The following is a 13,620-nucleotide window of genomic DNA, read 5'->3' as shown; positions in this document are numbered from 1 at the left end:
ATACCCTCAACTTGCCACCCGCGCAAAGCGGGTGGCCTTCTGTCGAAGGAGACATGCGTGGCCGATCAAGACATCGTCATTTCCTGCCGCAATCTCTGGAAAGTCTTCGGCGATGGGGCTGCAAAGCTGACCTTGACCCCCGATACCACGGCCGAGGTATTGCGCCAAAGCGGGCATGTCGCAGCCGTGCGTGACGTATCACTGGATATTGCCAAGGGCGAGATGTTGGTGGTCATGGGCCTGTCCGGGTCGGGCAAATCGACCCTCGTGCGCTGCCTTGCCCGTCTGATCGATGCCACTTCCGGATCGGTGATGATCGAAGGGCGCGATATCGGAACATTGGGTGAGTCCGAACTGATCGACCTGCGGCGTCGCAAGATGGGGATGGTGTTCCAAAGCTTTGGCCTTCTGCCCCACCGCACCGCGCTGGAGAACGTGGCCTTTCCTTTGGAAATGCGCGGTCAGGATCGCGCCTCACGGATTGCGCGCGCATTGGAAATGCTTGCCCTCGTGGGATTGAAAGGGCGCGAAGGGTATTTCCCGCGCGAACTTTCGGGCGGCCAACAGCAAAGGGTGGGGATCGCCCGATCGCTGGCGGTAGAACCCGATATCTGGTTTCTCGACGAACCCTTCTCAGCCCTTGATCCGCTGATCCGTCGGGAAATGCAGGACGAATTTTTGCGCCTCAAGGCCATGGTCGCGAAGACCATCGTCTTCATCACGCATGACTTTGACGAAGCGCTCCGACTGGCCGACAGGATCGCGATCATGAAGGACGGCGCGGTCGAACAATGCGACACACCCGAGCGTATCGTGATGGCCCCGGCCACGGAATATGTGGCGAAATTCACTTCGGCTGTGGATCGTTCGCGCGTGGTGCGGGCCGGTGCCTTGGCGCGACCCTTGGCAGGCGCAACCGTCGAAGGCGACCCCGTCGCGGCGGAACAGACCCTGCATGGACTGGCGCGGATGCTGCTATGCGATCCGAGGCCCCTTATTCCGGTCGCAGGCCGCGATGGCCTTTTGGTCGGGATGATGGATCGTGACGCCGCCGTCGATATCCTGCTTGGCCCCGATGCGCCAAGGTCGGTCGCATGATGGAGGCACGTGTCGCGACAGAGGGCGCGCGCCCGGTTCGGGTGACGGTGGCATGGGCATTGTTGGCTGCGGCTGCCCTGCTGGTCGTGCTTCAAGGCGTGTTGCCCGATTGGGTGATGCGCATGCCGGACGGGATGGTTATCCCCTTTGCCGATTGGATCAATACGGGCTTCTCTTTTCTGCGCGATGATCTGGGGCTCATGGCCTTTACCCGCGCCTTCGCAGAGGTGGTGGAATTCCTGCTCGATGTGACGGCGAACCTCCTTTATGGCAAATCGCGCTGGCCGGGTCTTGGCCCTATTCCATGGGTCGTGATCGCGGGGACGATGGCGGTGGTCGGGCAGGTTCTGGGCGGCTGGCGATTGGCGCTTTTGTCGGGCGGAACCTTCGTCTGGATCGCTGTTATGGGCCAGTGGAAATGGGCGATGGAGACGCTGTCCGTCATCGTCGTGGCCGCCCCTCTTTCGGTTCTCTTGGGTCTTGCGCTTGGGATGGCGGCATGGCGTTCGCGCTGGGTGGAACGGCTGCTCAACCCGCTTTTGAACATCGCGCAATCCATGCCGCATTTCGCCTATATGATCCCGGTCGTCGTATTTATCGGGGTGGGGCCGAAGGCCGGTGCCATCGTCACGATCATCTTTTCGGTCCCGCCCATGATCCGCATGACGATGTTGGGTCTGCGGGCCGTGTCGCCCGAAATCATCGAAAGTGGCAAAATGTGCGGGACGACGCGCTGGCAGCTGATGACCCGTGTCAGGTTACCTGCCGCACGAACCGAACTGCTGATCGGGGTCAATCAGGTCATCATGCAAAGCCTTGCCATGGTGGTGCTTGCCTCCTTCATCGGGATGCCCGGCTTGGGGCAAAAGCTCTTGCAGCTTTTGCAAGCCCTGAAGATCGGCCTATCCGTCGAAATCGGCGTGACGATTGTCCTTTTGGCCGTGGTCTTGGATCGCCTGTCGAAGGCATGGGCGCATCGCCAACCCGTCCATCATGAGGCAGGGGCGTCTTTCTTCGCACGAAATAGGATGCTGCTGATCTGGTGCGCCGTGGTTCTGGCAGGGGCCGCACTGGCGCAACTCCATCCCTACTTTGTCGAGGTCGAGCGCAAGCAGGCCCTCAGCATGGCGGGACCTGTCGATGCGGTCGTCAACGGCTTCATCGCGCTGATCTCTCCTGTCACGGATTGGTTGCGCTGGTTCCTCATCACTTGGGTTCTGATCCCTCTGCGCGACAGCTTTCTCGCCCTGCCGGTGCTGGCGGTGCTTACTTTCCTTGCTGCGGTTGGGTGGCGGGTGGGGGGGCAGCGCTCTGCGCTTGTCTGTCTCGCCTTCTTTCTGCCCATCGCGCTTTCGGGCTGGTGGGACCGGGCGATGATCACGGTTTATATGGTGGTCGTGTCGGTTGTGTTGGCCCTGGTCGTGGGCTTTCCGCTTGGCATCTTCGGTGCTGCACAGGCCAAGCGGGCGGCGCGGGTGCTGCTTGTCTGCGACACGCTTCAAACCTTTCCAAGCTTCATCTACCTTATCCCTGTGATCATGCTTTTCGGCGTGAACGATGTCGCCGTGGTCGCGGCGGTGATGGTTTTCGCCACGGTGCCAATTGTGCGCTACACGATCGAAGGCCTCCGCAACGTGCCCCCCGAAGTGATCGAGGCCGCCGAAATGTCAGGAGCGAACCGACGCCAAGTGCTGTGGCGGGTAAAGGTGCCCCTTGCGGTGCCGACCCTGTTGGTCGGGGCAAATCAATCGGTCATGTTCGCATTGTTCATGGTCATCATCGCGGCCTTCATCGGAACGCAGGATCTTGGTCAGGAAATGCAGCGCGCGCTTTCGACAACGGACGTGGGCAAAGGCCTGACGCTTGGTTTCGCGGTGGCCTTTATCGGATTGATGGTCGATCATCTGCTGCTCACATGGTCGCGCCAACGCAGCGTGGAATTGCGATCCTGACGTCCTTGCGGCCCATCCGCTGAACAAGGGCGCAACCTCGGCTGGGCCTTGGCCATCGGCCACAAGGTGCAAGAACGGTCCGCAGCAGCAGGCATCGGCATCGCCTTGTTTCGACCTTGCGCGTCGTTTAGGCAAATTGGATGGGTCTTTCCGATCCGACCGGACCATGGCGAAAGATGAAAGCAAGAACTGCGGCAGGTCCTCTCATGCGGCGGCTGGCTTATGCCAGTCTGCTCCTCCTTCTGCTTTTTGTTTTCCTCCTGCGCTTTTCTTCCCCGCCCCCTCCTTGGGCCTTCATCGACGACTTTGCCAAGCGCAACGGTCTGTCGGGCGGTGTCATCGCCTATGGAGGTGGTGTCGACCCACCATCCGTCTTCGTATTCGGCGCGGCGATGGATGTCCCCGGCCGCCCGATCGTGCCGTCAGACCGCTTCAAGATCGCCAGCCTCACCAAACCTGTCACGGCCGAGGCGATCCTACGCCTTTCCGATCTTGGGATGATCGACCTTGACCAACCGCTAGCCGATCTCTTTCCCGAAGTCGCAACCGCCGCTGATCCCCGTATGGCACAGGTGACCATTCGGCATCTTCTGCACCATCGGGCCGGATGGGATTTGGCCCAGACCTTCGACCCGTTCTTCATGACGCAGGCCGAGTTTCAGGCCGCAACGGGTTGGGCGCGGCCGATCGCGGCAGGCTGCGATGGACTGGCAGAAGGCATGCTTGCCAAGCCATTGCAGTTCGACCCCGGGTCGCACTTCGCCTATTCCAATCTTGGCTACTGCTGGCTGGGCCGTGTGATCGAAAAGGTCACCCGAACCCCTTATGAAGAAGCGGTGCGCGACCTTGTCCCAAGCCTTCCCAAAGTGTCCCTCGATCTTGCCGACGTGACGGTGATGTCAGAGGCAGACCATGCGCTGCCGCCAAGGCTTTTCGTGAACAGCCCAAGGATCATCGGTGCCGCAGGCGGCCTGATCACCGATGCCGCATCCTACCATGCCTTTGCCGCCGCGGCAAAAGACCCGCGCCTCTATGAACGGCCCCTCCCTGAGGTCGATCCCGTCTTTTATGGTTTGGGCTGGCGGGTGCGAAACCTGCCTGAGGGCGCTTTCCTGACTCACATGGGATCAATGCCGGGCGCCTTTAGCATCGTGATCCGGCAGATTGATGGCCCGACGGTGGTGGCACTGTTCAACGGACAGGCGGATCAGCCGTTCAAGGCTTTTGATGATTTTCTGAAGGCCCTGCTAGAGCAGGGACTCCCGCAGGGCTAGCGGCCTTTTGCGGCATCGGTGTCGCGTTCCAGAGCAAGGCCGCACGCGACGCAACATCACAGGGGCAAGCGGCAGGCCGGCCAAAGCGGCCCGCGCCCCCTCAGGCCAAAGACGGCCTTTCGTATGCCCAGACCATGCGGAGCCGCCAAAAGCCCAGACTTAAGACCACAAGACAGGGTGCTCGCCTAACAGAAGCGATATCGCATTCGTTTCTATCCCTGATTGTCTTTGCGAGACTGGAGAATGGCAAAGTTTCTGTCCTATGCCCCGCAGACCGCTCGGCCTTTGCCCTTTGGGCAGGCGGAGCCCTGCCGTGCGCGCCGCAGCCAAGCCTGCGTGCGGCAGGATCATCGGTGCCATTCCCTCATCCGCATTTCACACATGAAAACCAGAAAAATCTGAAAAGGAAGACCCCTATGCGGCTCACGATCAAGACGAAACTGGTGATGACATTTGCGTTTGTCTTTGTCCTATGGGGCGTTTCGGTTGGTGTGGCCCTCATGCATCTGGCCAGCGGGAACACCCGCTATGCCGAAACCATTGACGTCCATCTTCCGCGTCTAGACGCGCTGAATGACCTTATCTCCCTCGCCAAAGATGAACGGCTGATCCTGTCGCGCATTTTGGTCGAATTGCCCAACGCGCCGCAGGACCATCTGCCCAAGCTTCAGCAGGAGCTTCTTGCCATCGCTGATCGCATCCACGCCGCCGAGGATATCGTGATGGACCGCAATACCGATGCGGTCCTTCTGCAAAAGATGGAAGAACTGCACGTCTTGCACGATCAGGGCGAAGAGTTGATGGTCCGCGTCACCGCTGCCGAGGCTGCAAATGACCAGTTCACAGCGCATACGATGTATCACAACGAACTAGGCACCCTGAGCACGCAGATGATGGCCCTGCTCGACGAGATGGAAACCGCCATCCGCGCCAACATCACTCAGCAAGAACAGGAAACCCTCGCCGATTACGCTGGTGCGCGCACCTCCTTGATCACGCTTTTCGGCCTATCGGCCCTTGCCGCCTTCGGCATGGCGGGCTGGACCTTGGTCGGCCTTTCCCGCGGGCTGCGGCAATCGGTTGCCTTGGCCAAAGTTATTTCCAATGGCGACCTTCGTGAAACGACCGAGGCCCGCACCAATGACGAAATCGGCGATCTTCTTCGCGCCCAGAACGACATGGTCATGAAACTGCGCGATGTCGTGGCCCGCGTGAACCAATCGGCCCGTAACGTAGCCACTGGATCGGGTCAAATGGCGGCCACCTCAGACGCGCTTAGCCAAGGCGCAAGCGAACAGGCCTCTTCGACCGAAGAGGCATCGGCCGCCGTTGAACAGATGGCTGCCAACATCAAGCAAAGCGCCGAGAATGCCGAAATTACCGAAAAAATCGCCCTGAAATCGGCTGAAGACGCCCGCGCCAGCGGTGCCGCCGTGTCCGAGGCGGTAGAAGCCATGCAAACCATCGCGGATCGGATCATGATCGTGCAGGAAATCGCACGCCAGACCGACCTCCTCGCCCTCAATGCCGCAGTCGAGGCAGCACGGGCGGGCGAACATGGGCGGGGCTTTGCCGTCGTGGCGGCCGAGGTGCGCAAGCTCGCCGAACGCAGCCAGACCGCCGCATCCGAGATCAGCTCACTCTCCACCTCAACCGTCCGCGCGGCAGTCAGCGCCGGCGAGATGCTGCAAGGTCTGGTGCCGGATATCGAAAAGACTGCCGCGCTGGTGACCGAAATCTCGCAAGCCTCGCGCGAATTGGCCACGGGCTCGGCGCAGATCAGCCTGTCGATTCAGCAGCTTGACAAGGTCACGCAGGAAAACACCTCTGCCGCTGAACAGCTTTCGGCCAGCGCGACGGAACTTGCCAACCAGTCCGATCAGCTTGCCGAGGCAATCGCCTTCTTCCGCACGGGCGATGCGGCTGCAACGCCTGCCCCCAGTGCAACCCAGGCGACAACGGCCGCCAAGACAGCGCCGCCAGCGCCCCGGTCGGGAACCGCCACGGCCAAGGTGTCGCAGCCAGTTGAGGGCGGGTTCGACTTCGACCTTGGCGCCGCGCCGGATGACGATCTGGACACCCGCTTCAAGCGGCGCGACGCAGCCTGATCGCCCGAACTCTTCCAACCGCCAAGCCTGAAACCCGGCTTGGCGGCGGTGCAAGTTCCGTCGCATTGGCGCAAGACCGATCCATCCTGTAGACGCAGCGCGGCGTACTTGCGCAGCTCACGCGCAAGCCGCAGCCCACCAAAGACGCCCGGCCAAGCCCGCAACGGCATGGTCGGGCACAAGATTTCTCAGGCATCTCCATCCTCGCAGATCAGTAAATTCTGGCACGCCGCCCCGCCGCCGCATCGGGGCTTATCCGCTGCCTTGCAGTCGTTCAGCCCAAATCCCCAGCGCATATCGCCTATCAATTAGGCAATTTTCTCCGCGCCATGTAGGGCGCAACAACACAGCAAAATTGTTTCTGCAATCGGTTGCAACTTGACTTGAACTTTTGTGACTTAGATGCAATCTAAAGGTGATAAATTGTAATAGTATATCAAAGATATATGTTGTTCAAAGACGCCGGTTGTCCCGGCTTGGTGCAGATAAAGGGTATGGCCGTTCGCCAATAGCCTGCCCTGCATCTTAGGAGCGACCCGTCTTGAACAGGCCCATTGGATCGGTGACGTCCCCGGCGACGCGTGCGCTTCTCGATACGCCCCCCGAAGATGTGTTTGACAATTTCACCCGTCTCGCCACGCGCTTGATGAAGGCGCCCGTTTCCCTTGTCTCCCTGATCGATTTCGATGGTGACCGCCAATTCTTCAAAAGCCAGTGCGGCCTGCCGGAACCATGGTCCAAAACCCGGCAGACCCCGCTCAGCCACTCCTTCTGCCGTCTGGTGGTGGAAAGCAAAGAACATCTGCGCGTGACCGAGTCCCGCACCGACCCCCGTGTCGCTGGCAATCCCGTGATCGATCTGCTGGGGGTCGAATCCTATCTCGGCGTGCCCATTCAGTCCGATACGGGTGAGGTGATCGGCTCCTTCTGCGTGATCGACAGCGTGGCGCGCGACTGGACAGAAGACGATCTCGACTCCTTGCGAAGACTTGGTCGCAGCGTGAACGACCAGCTTCGCCTGATGGCCACGGCAAAGACGCTCGACGCCGTTAGCCGCGATCTGGCAAATGAACGAGATCAACTTGCCAATGTCCTTGAGACCGTCCCGGTTGCCGTGCTGTCAATCAATGATCAGGGTATGATCACGTTGACCAACCACGAATGCCGCCGCGTTCTGGGCCTGACTGAGTCCGAGATTGCCACCCGCAAGTTCGACGATGACCGTTGGCGGCACGAAGCCGTCGACGGTGGCCCTTTCCCGGTGGAGGATCTTCCCGTTGCACGGGTGCTGCGCGAAGGCACCCCCGTTCGCGATTTTCGCCATGCCATCGTCTGGCCTGATGGCCAGCGGCGCATCCTGTCGGTGAACGCCTCACCGATGATCAAAGAAGGCCTCCCCGTCGCGGTTGTCTGCGCGGTCGAAGATATCACCGAACGTCTCGCTGCGACCCAAAGGCTGGAAGAGGCGCGCGAGAAAGCCGAAGAGGTCAGCCGCGCGAAATCCGTTTTCCTTGCGAATATGAGCCATGAGATCCGCACCCCCCTGAACGGCGTTCTGGGGATGGCAGAGGTTCTGCAAAGCATGGTCACCACCCCGGAGAAACAGAGAATGGTCGCCACCATCCGCCAATCCGGCGAGACGCTTCTCGCTGTTCTGAACTCCATCCTCGACATGTCCAAGATCGAGGCGGGCAAACTCACCCTCGACCGGGTGCCGATCCGCATGCCCGACCTGATCTTCGGGATCGAAGCGCTGCATCGCATCAAGGCCGAAGAGAAAGGGCTTGATCTCGAAGTGCTGTGCAGCGGCGGGCGGTTGCAGGCACGGCTCGGCGATCCCCATCGCCTGACCCAGATCATCAACAACCTACTCAGCAACGCGATCAAGTTTACGGATAGCGGCGAAGTGCGGATGATCGTGTCATCCAAACCCGGTCGTCCCGTCCTGATCGAGGTCAGCGATACCGGCATCGGCATGTCCGAGGATCAACTGGCCCGCGCCTTCGACAGTTTCGAACAGGCCGAAAGCTCCATCGCGCGGCGCTTTGGCGGCACCGGGTTGGGCCTGTCCATCGTCCGGCAACTGGTGCTGTCGATGGGCGGCAGCATTGATCTTGAAAGTCGCGTGGGCGACGGCACAACTGTCCGCGTGACCCTCCCCCTTGATGAGGTGGAGTTGGACATTGAACCCCCCTCCACCGCGCCGCCGATCAACAATCTCGACATGCTGAAAGGGCGTCGCGTGCTGGTGGCGGATGACAATCCGACGAACCTTCTTGTCCTGAATGAAATGCTGGCCCCGACGGGTGTCGCCATCGTAGGGGCGACAAATGGCATGGAAGTGGTCGCCGCTTGGCAAAAGGCGCAGGATGAGGGGCGTCCCTTCGATATCCTCCTTCTTGATATTCGCATGCCGGGGAAGGACGGACTCGAAGCGCTAAAGGATATCCGTGTGGCCGAGGCGGCGCGCGGCCTTCCCCCCGTCCCGGCCATCGCGGTCACGGCCAATGTGATGCCCCAACAGGTGCAGGATTACATGGCAGGCGGCTTTGGCACCCACCTGGCAAAGCCGCTCCTGCGCGCCGATCTGATGAAGGCGATAGCGTCGATGTTGCTTGCAACTGCGTCCGGCTAGGCGGGCACGCGGGCCTTGGCATCGGGGCTGTGGCCCGTTTCGGCAGCGCTGTCGAACAGCCCTGTGCCGACCGCCCTTCCATCTCGGTCCAGAAACAGCGCGCTGATCCCCGCCTCTCGTGCGTGATCGACCCCCCGGTCCCGCCCCATCACCATCAGGGCCGTGGCCATCGCATCTGCCAGCATGCAGGATTGCGCCAGAACCGTCACTGATGCCGGGGTCTGCACCACAGGCGCGGCCTTTTCCGGTTGGATCGTATGCGAAAGCCGCGTCCCCCGGATCGTCAGGAAATGGCGATAATCGCCCGATGTCGCCACCGCCGCATCTGCCAACAGGATCACCGAATGCCCCCCGCGCTCCACGTCGTCGGGCGCATCAATGCCCACGGCCCAAGCCTGACCATTGGCCCGGCACCCCAGCGCCCGCACTTCGCCATCGATGGAACACAGCGCGCGCGCAATGCCATGGGCAAGGGCCGTCTCGACCAGTCGGTCCACCCCATATCCTTTCGCGATGCCGCAAAGGTCCAACATCATCGGCGCCGCCTTTCGCGCGCGCCCAAGCCAGCGATCAACCGCCAGCGCATCGCGCGCCGAAACGGGCGGCTGCCCGCTCGCCTTGCGGATAGCGTCAAGATCGATGGGTTCCGGCCCGAACCCCCAGGCCCGGACCGCCTCCCCGACATTCATCTCAAAGGCCCCCTCCGTGGCGACCCCCATCGCAAGCCCCGCCTCCAGCACCGCCAGCAAAGGCCCCGGCAGATCGTGCCATTCGCCCACGGGGGCCGCGTTGAACCGCATCAGCGCGCTGTCAGGCCGCCATGTGGACATCAGGTCATCCACCTCATCCACCGCCGCCTGACACGCGGCCTGCAAGGCCATCCGCGCCGCATCGCTCAGGGGCTCATCCACGACCACCTGCCAAATCGTGCCCATCGTGGCCCCCGACAGGGTCACATCCGCCTTAGTAGCTATCTTCGGCATAACGCCCCCCCTCCTTCAACGCCGCCAGCGTCAACCCCATCGGCGCAAGGATATCCGTCAGCGTCTCGCGCACGCCCTGCGCCATCTCGCGCCCGCCGCAGACCATGATCCGCGCCCCCTGCGCCATCAGATCGCGCAGCTGGCCAGCATCTGCCCGCAGCCTATCCTGCACATGCTGGCGCTGCCCGGTGCGTGAAAAGGCCGTCGCCATCCCTGCCAATCGCCCCTCGCCCAGCCACGCCCGCAGATCGTCGCCATAAAGGAAATCCGATGCCGGATGCCGCGCCCCGAACCACAGATGCATGGGCTGGCGGCGGTCATTGGCGCGGATGAACCCGGCCAGCGGCCCGATCCCCGTGCCTGCTCCGACAAGGATCAACGGCGCAGACCCGCCTTCGGTCCGAAAGCCGGGATTGGCCTTCACAAAGGCCTGCACGGTCTGGCCGGGCATCAGGTCCAAAAGCTGGCCGGAACACAGGCCCCCGGCATGTTTGCGCACCACAATCTCGACAAACCCATCCGCGCTGCCCGATGCTAGGGAATAAAAGCGCGGCGTCTGGCTCCCTTTCGGCAGGATGCCCAACAGATCGCCGGCCCGAAACGCCCCCAGCCCGCGCCCCATCAGACGGTCGATCAAACTGCGCCGGGGCAGGGCAAAGCGCAGGATCGCGGTCGGGGCCTGCACCGCCTCGCCATGGTCCTGCCGCCGGGTCAGGGTCAGCGCGGTGCTGCGCGGCGGCGCGCTTTGGTGATGCACGTCCAACGCCATGCCCAACGCATCGCCAAGGGCGCGCGACCAACGGGCAAAGCCCTGCGCCGACGCCCGATCAATCCGGTCCAAGGGCAGCAACGCCTGCCAACCCGCCTTTTGCGCGGCAGCCTCAAGGTCTTCGGCAAAGCCGCAAAAGGACGGAAAGCTGCGATCCCCAAACCCAAGCACGGCAAGCCGCGCCACCGGATGCGGGGGCAGGGCGGCCATCCGCTCCACCACACCACGGGCTGAAGCAGGGGCCTCACCCTCGCCCCATGTCGCCGCCATGATCACGATCTGCCGCGCCTTGGCAAACCGATCCGGCGCAAAAGGGGCCAGCGGCGCCAGATGCACTCGCCCCCCCTTTTGTATCAGTGCCTGACCCAGTGCCTTGGCAAAGCCCCATGTCGTTCCCCCTTCCGAGGCGACAAGGATGACCGTCTCGGCCATTGCCGCCGGGGCCATGCCCTTCAGCACACCGCCAACCCGACGGCGGGCAAGCCAAATCACAACCCCTGTCACCGCAAGCACAGGCACGGCCAGTGTCAGCAAACCCAGCAGCAGCCCCCAGATCGCGGCCCCTTCGCCGGTATGCAGCAGATAGACCCATTCCCCGATCCGCGCCCAAGGCCCATTCGCCTGCCATGCCAAAAGCGCCCCCGTCCCCTGATCGACATAGCCCGCCCCCTCCGCCGTGGTGATGGCAAAGGCATCCGTCGCATCGCCCGCATAGGGAAAGGTGAGATCGCGCAGATCGCGGACCGGGATCGCCGCAAGGGCGGGCATCCGATCCGGTGACAGGCCGACCGAACCGCTCACCGCATCGGGAAAGACGGGATTGGCGGCATCATCGGGCAAAAGGCCAAAGGTCGCCCCTGTCATCCACAGCCCGGTCAGCGCCGTAAGGATAAGGGTCACCGCGGCAACCCGTGCGACCTCGCCATGCCAACGTCCCGCGACTGGGCCACGCATCGGCGCAAACCACCGCCGCCAGCCGCCCTGACGCGCCGCAACCAGCGCCGCGCCCGTCAGGCCAAGCACCAACATCGCCAGCGCCGCCGCGGCCGCTATCCAACGCCCCGTATCCTCCATCAGAAAGGCACGATGGAAATCCGTCAGCCACCCTTTCACCGCCGAAGGGTCCGCTGTCCCGGCATCCAGCCCGGTCGCCGGGTCGATGACCGCCGCCCCCGCCCGATCGCCATCAAACCAATAGGCCGTGATCCGCCCCGAAGGCGCGCGGCGGATCTGCTCCACCGTTGGATGCGCCGCCAGCACCCGTGCCGCCAGATCGCCCGCGCTCTGCTCCAGAACGGCAGGCGGGGCCGACATCGCCTCCATCGCCGGAAAGACGGACAAGGCCACGCCGCTGATCGACAGCGCAAGAAGCAGGACAGCAGCCAGAAGTCCCGGCCAGCGGTGAAGGCGGCGCAGCATGGCGTCCTCCGTCAAAAATCGTAAACGAAATCGGCCACATAGCGGCGGCCCTTCTGGGCTTCGCCCGCGCCTGCCGTCGTAAGGGGCACAGCCACCTCATTGGGGCTGTCGCGCATGTCCTCAACCGCCGCATCGATATGCAGCGTATAGCCTGCATCAAACAGCGCATCGGAAAGGTCCATCGTCAATGTCAGGCTCTGCCCAGCCCCGACACTGGCCCCCGTGATGCCATCCACCTCCAACGTATCGCCGCCGGTGAATCGCGTCCATTCCGTCAGGTGCTTGTAATATTTCGACTTTCCACCCGCCATCCACAGGCTGCCGGCATAGGCGCCGGACGGGTCGGTGACATAGACGGCCAGATAGGCCCCCCGCCCGCCGTAATTTGACAGGGTGGTGGTCAGCGTAACAGGCTTGGCAAGGGCAAGCCCCGGCACAACCAGCGCCGTGGTCAGCGCAAGCGCGGCAAGAAGCGGTTTCATCCTTGGGTCCTTTCGATCAATTCGTGACGGCGCGCGGCGCGGTGCCGTTGGTGAACAGCCCATTCTTCGGCGGGGCCACGCTTCCGGCAGGTGCCGCATTCCCTGTCATGCAGGCTGGATTGTCGCGGTTACAGTCATCGCTGCTGCCGCCGCCATTGCCATCGCCCGACCCGCTGCCGCCGCCATTCCCGCGCCACAGCCAGCCGCCGTCGTCATCCTCTCCGTCATCGCTCACCCGCAAGGCGCGTTCCGGGCCATCGCTCTGCGCACCGGGGCCTTCAAAGACAAAGCGATGCACCGCCGGAACGCTGCCGCCTGCCACCGCCTCGGACGCAAGGCCAAGGGTTGATCCCGCAAGAATAAGGGCCAATGCCTGTTTCATGTCCTGTTCTCCTGTCTGCCCAGTTGGGCCGTTGCTCGCCGATCCGCCCCAAGGCGATCAGTCGTCATTGCCACCATGGCTTCCGCCGCCATGGCCTTCGAATTCCATCTCGACGATTTGCAAACTTGCCGGATCAAGCTTCACCTCGATCCACCGCCCTTGGGCATCCTGACCCATCACCTCGTAGCAGCCGTCATCCAGCCGGATGCGGCTGACCTGCCATCCCTGCGCAGCGGCCATTGCTTCGACGGCGGCGCGCGGCTGCCAATCGGCCATCGGCACCGCGCAATCGTCATCCGCCCGCAAAGGGCCTGCCACCAGAACCAAACTGGCGGCCAGTGCGGCGCAAAGACGGCTTGTTGCCGGACGGGTCATGGGTGACACTCCCTCAGGGGCTTCGTGCAACGCTTCTGCCCTGCGAAGCTGACGCCTTCCTGAAGCGATCCATTTTTTCGCTTCAGGCTGGCGTCAGCTTCGCAGGCTAGCCCACAGGCCGGACAGACCCCCAAGGGACGGAA

10 protein-coding genes are annotated in these 13,620 nt (G+C 62.7%); 5 read left to right on the top strand and 5 right to left on the bottom strand.

Translation table 11 applies throughout. From position 1 onward, the window contains the following. Positions 1–57: 57 nt before the first annotated feature. From QF092_RS07245 to QF092_RS07225, 5 genes are all read left to right on the top strand, one after another. The gene (locus tag QF092_RS07245; protein ID WP_281468997.1) at positions 58–1,098 is read left to right on the top strand and encodes a quaternary amine ABC transporter ATP-binding protein; all 1,041 of its coding nucleotides are present in this window, start codon (positions 58–60) and stop codon (positions 1,096–1,098) included. Continuing rightward, positions 1,095–3,050 (top strand): ABC transporter permease, encoded by a 1,956-nt coding sequence (locus QF092_RS07240; protein WP_281468995.1) that lies wholly within the window; start codon positions 1,095–1,097, stop codon positions 3,048–3,050. The genes QF092_RS07245 and QF092_RS07240 overlap by 4 nt, the downstream gene beginning before the upstream one ends. 206 nt (positions 3,051–3,256) lie before the next feature. Beyond that, positions 3,257–4,324 carry a serine hydrolase domain-containing protein gene (locus QF092_RS07235; protein ID WP_281468993.1) on the top strand — a complete coding sequence of 356 codons (1,068 nt, stop codon included), beginning with the start codon at positions 3,257–3,259 and terminating at the stop codon, positions 4,322–4,324. Between the two features lie 416 nt (positions 4,325–4,740). Then, positions 4,741–6,432, top strand: coding sequence for a methyl-accepting chemotaxis protein (locus tag QF092_RS07230; RefSeq protein ID WP_281468991.1), 1,692 nt, complete (start codon positions 4,741–4,743; stop codon positions 6,430–6,432). 541 nt (positions 6,433–6,973) lie between these two features. Next, on the top strand, positions 6,974–9,067 hold the full coding sequence (locus QF092_RS07225; RefSeq protein ID WP_281468989.1) for a GAF domain-containing hybrid sensor histidine kinase/response regulator: 2,094 nt from the start codon (positions 6,974–6,976) through the stop codon (positions 9,065–9,067). On the opposite strand, the gene QF092_RS07220 is transcribed toward QF092_RS07225, so the two are convergent. Genes QF092_RS07220 through QF092_RS07200 form a run of 5 tightly spaced genes read right to left on the bottom strand, consistent with a single transcriptional unit; the run spans position 9,064 to position 13,477 of the window. Continuing rightward, positions 9,064–10,050, bottom strand: coding sequence for an FAD:protein FMN transferase (locus tag QF092_RS07220; protein ID WP_281468988.1), 987 nt, complete (start codon positions 10,048–10,050; stop codon positions 9,064–9,066). The two genes, QF092_RS07225 and QF092_RS07220, sit on opposite strands and share 4 nt — an antisense overlap. Continuing rightward, positions 10,031–12,238 carry a PepSY domain-containing protein gene (locus QF092_RS07215; RefSeq protein WP_281468985.1) on the bottom strand — a complete coding sequence of 736 codons (2,208 nt, stop codon included), beginning with the start codon at positions 12,236–12,238 and terminating at the stop codon, positions 10,031–10,033. The genes QF092_RS07220 and QF092_RS07215 overlap by 20 nt, the downstream gene beginning before the upstream one ends. Before the next feature lie 11 nt (positions 12,239–12,249). Then, a complete protein-coding gene (locus QF092_RS07210) occupies positions 12,250–12,720 on the bottom strand; it encodes a DUF2271 domain-containing protein (RefSeq protein WP_281468983.1) in 471 nt (156 codons plus the stop codon). 16 nt (positions 12,721–12,736) lie between these two features. Beyond that, the gene (locus QF092_RS07205) at positions 12,737–13,102 is read right to left on the bottom strand and encodes a hypothetical protein (protein ID WP_281468981.1); all 366 of its coding nucleotides are present in this window, start codon (positions 13,100–13,102) and stop codon (positions 12,737–12,739) included. 57 nt (positions 13,103–13,159) lie between these two features. Beyond that, complete coding sequence (locus tag QF092_RS07200; RefSeq protein WP_281468979.1) at positions 13,160–13,477, bottom strand: PepSY domain-containing protein; 318 nt, start codon at positions 13,475–13,477, stop codon at positions 13,160–13,162. Between the last annotated feature and the right edge of the window lie 143 nt (positions 13,478–13,620).

The sequence above is a fragment of the Fuscovulum ytuae genome (assembly GCF_029953595.1).
Classification (GTDB): Bacteria; Pseudomonadota; Alphaproteobacteria; order Rhodobacterales; family Rhodobacteraceae; genus Paragemmobacter; species Paragemmobacter ytuae.
This window is presented reverse-complemented; position numbering and strand designations above follow the sequence as displayed.

Bases quoted from the DNA above. Each gene is read 5' to 3' on its own strand.
- QF092_RS07240 (WP_281468995.1), top strand. From the start codon at position 1,095: ATGATGGAGGCACGTGTCGCGACAGAGGGCGCGCGCCCGGTTCGGGTG.
- QF092_RS07235 (WP_281468993.1), top strand. From the start codon at position 3,257: ATGCGGCGGCTGGCTTATGCCAGTCTGCTCCTCCTTCTGCTTTTTGTT.
- QF092_RS07230 (WP_281468991.1), top strand. From the start codon at position 4,741: ATGCGGCTCACGATCAAGACGAAACTGGTGATGACATTTGCGTTTGTC.
- QF092_RS07220 (WP_281468988.1), bottom strand. From the start codon at position 10,050: ATGCCGAAGATAGCTACTAAGGCGGATGTGACCCTGTCGGGGGCCACG.
- QF092_RS07215 (WP_281468985.1), bottom strand. From the start codon at position 12,238: ATGCTGCGCCGCCTTCACCGCTGGCCGGGACTTCTGGCTGCTGTCCTG.
- QF092_RS07210 (WP_281468983.1), bottom strand. From the start codon at position 12,720: ATGAAACCGCTTCTTGCCGCGCTTGCGCTGACCACGGCGCTGGTTGTG.
- QF092_RS07205 (WP_281468981.1), bottom strand. From the start codon at position 13,102: ATGAAACAGGCATTGGCCCTTATTCTTGCGGGATCAACCCTTGGCCTT.
- QF092_RS07200 (WP_281468979.1), bottom strand. From the start codon at position 13,477: ATGACCCGTCCGGCAACAAGCCGTCTTTGCGCCGCACTGGCCGCCAGT.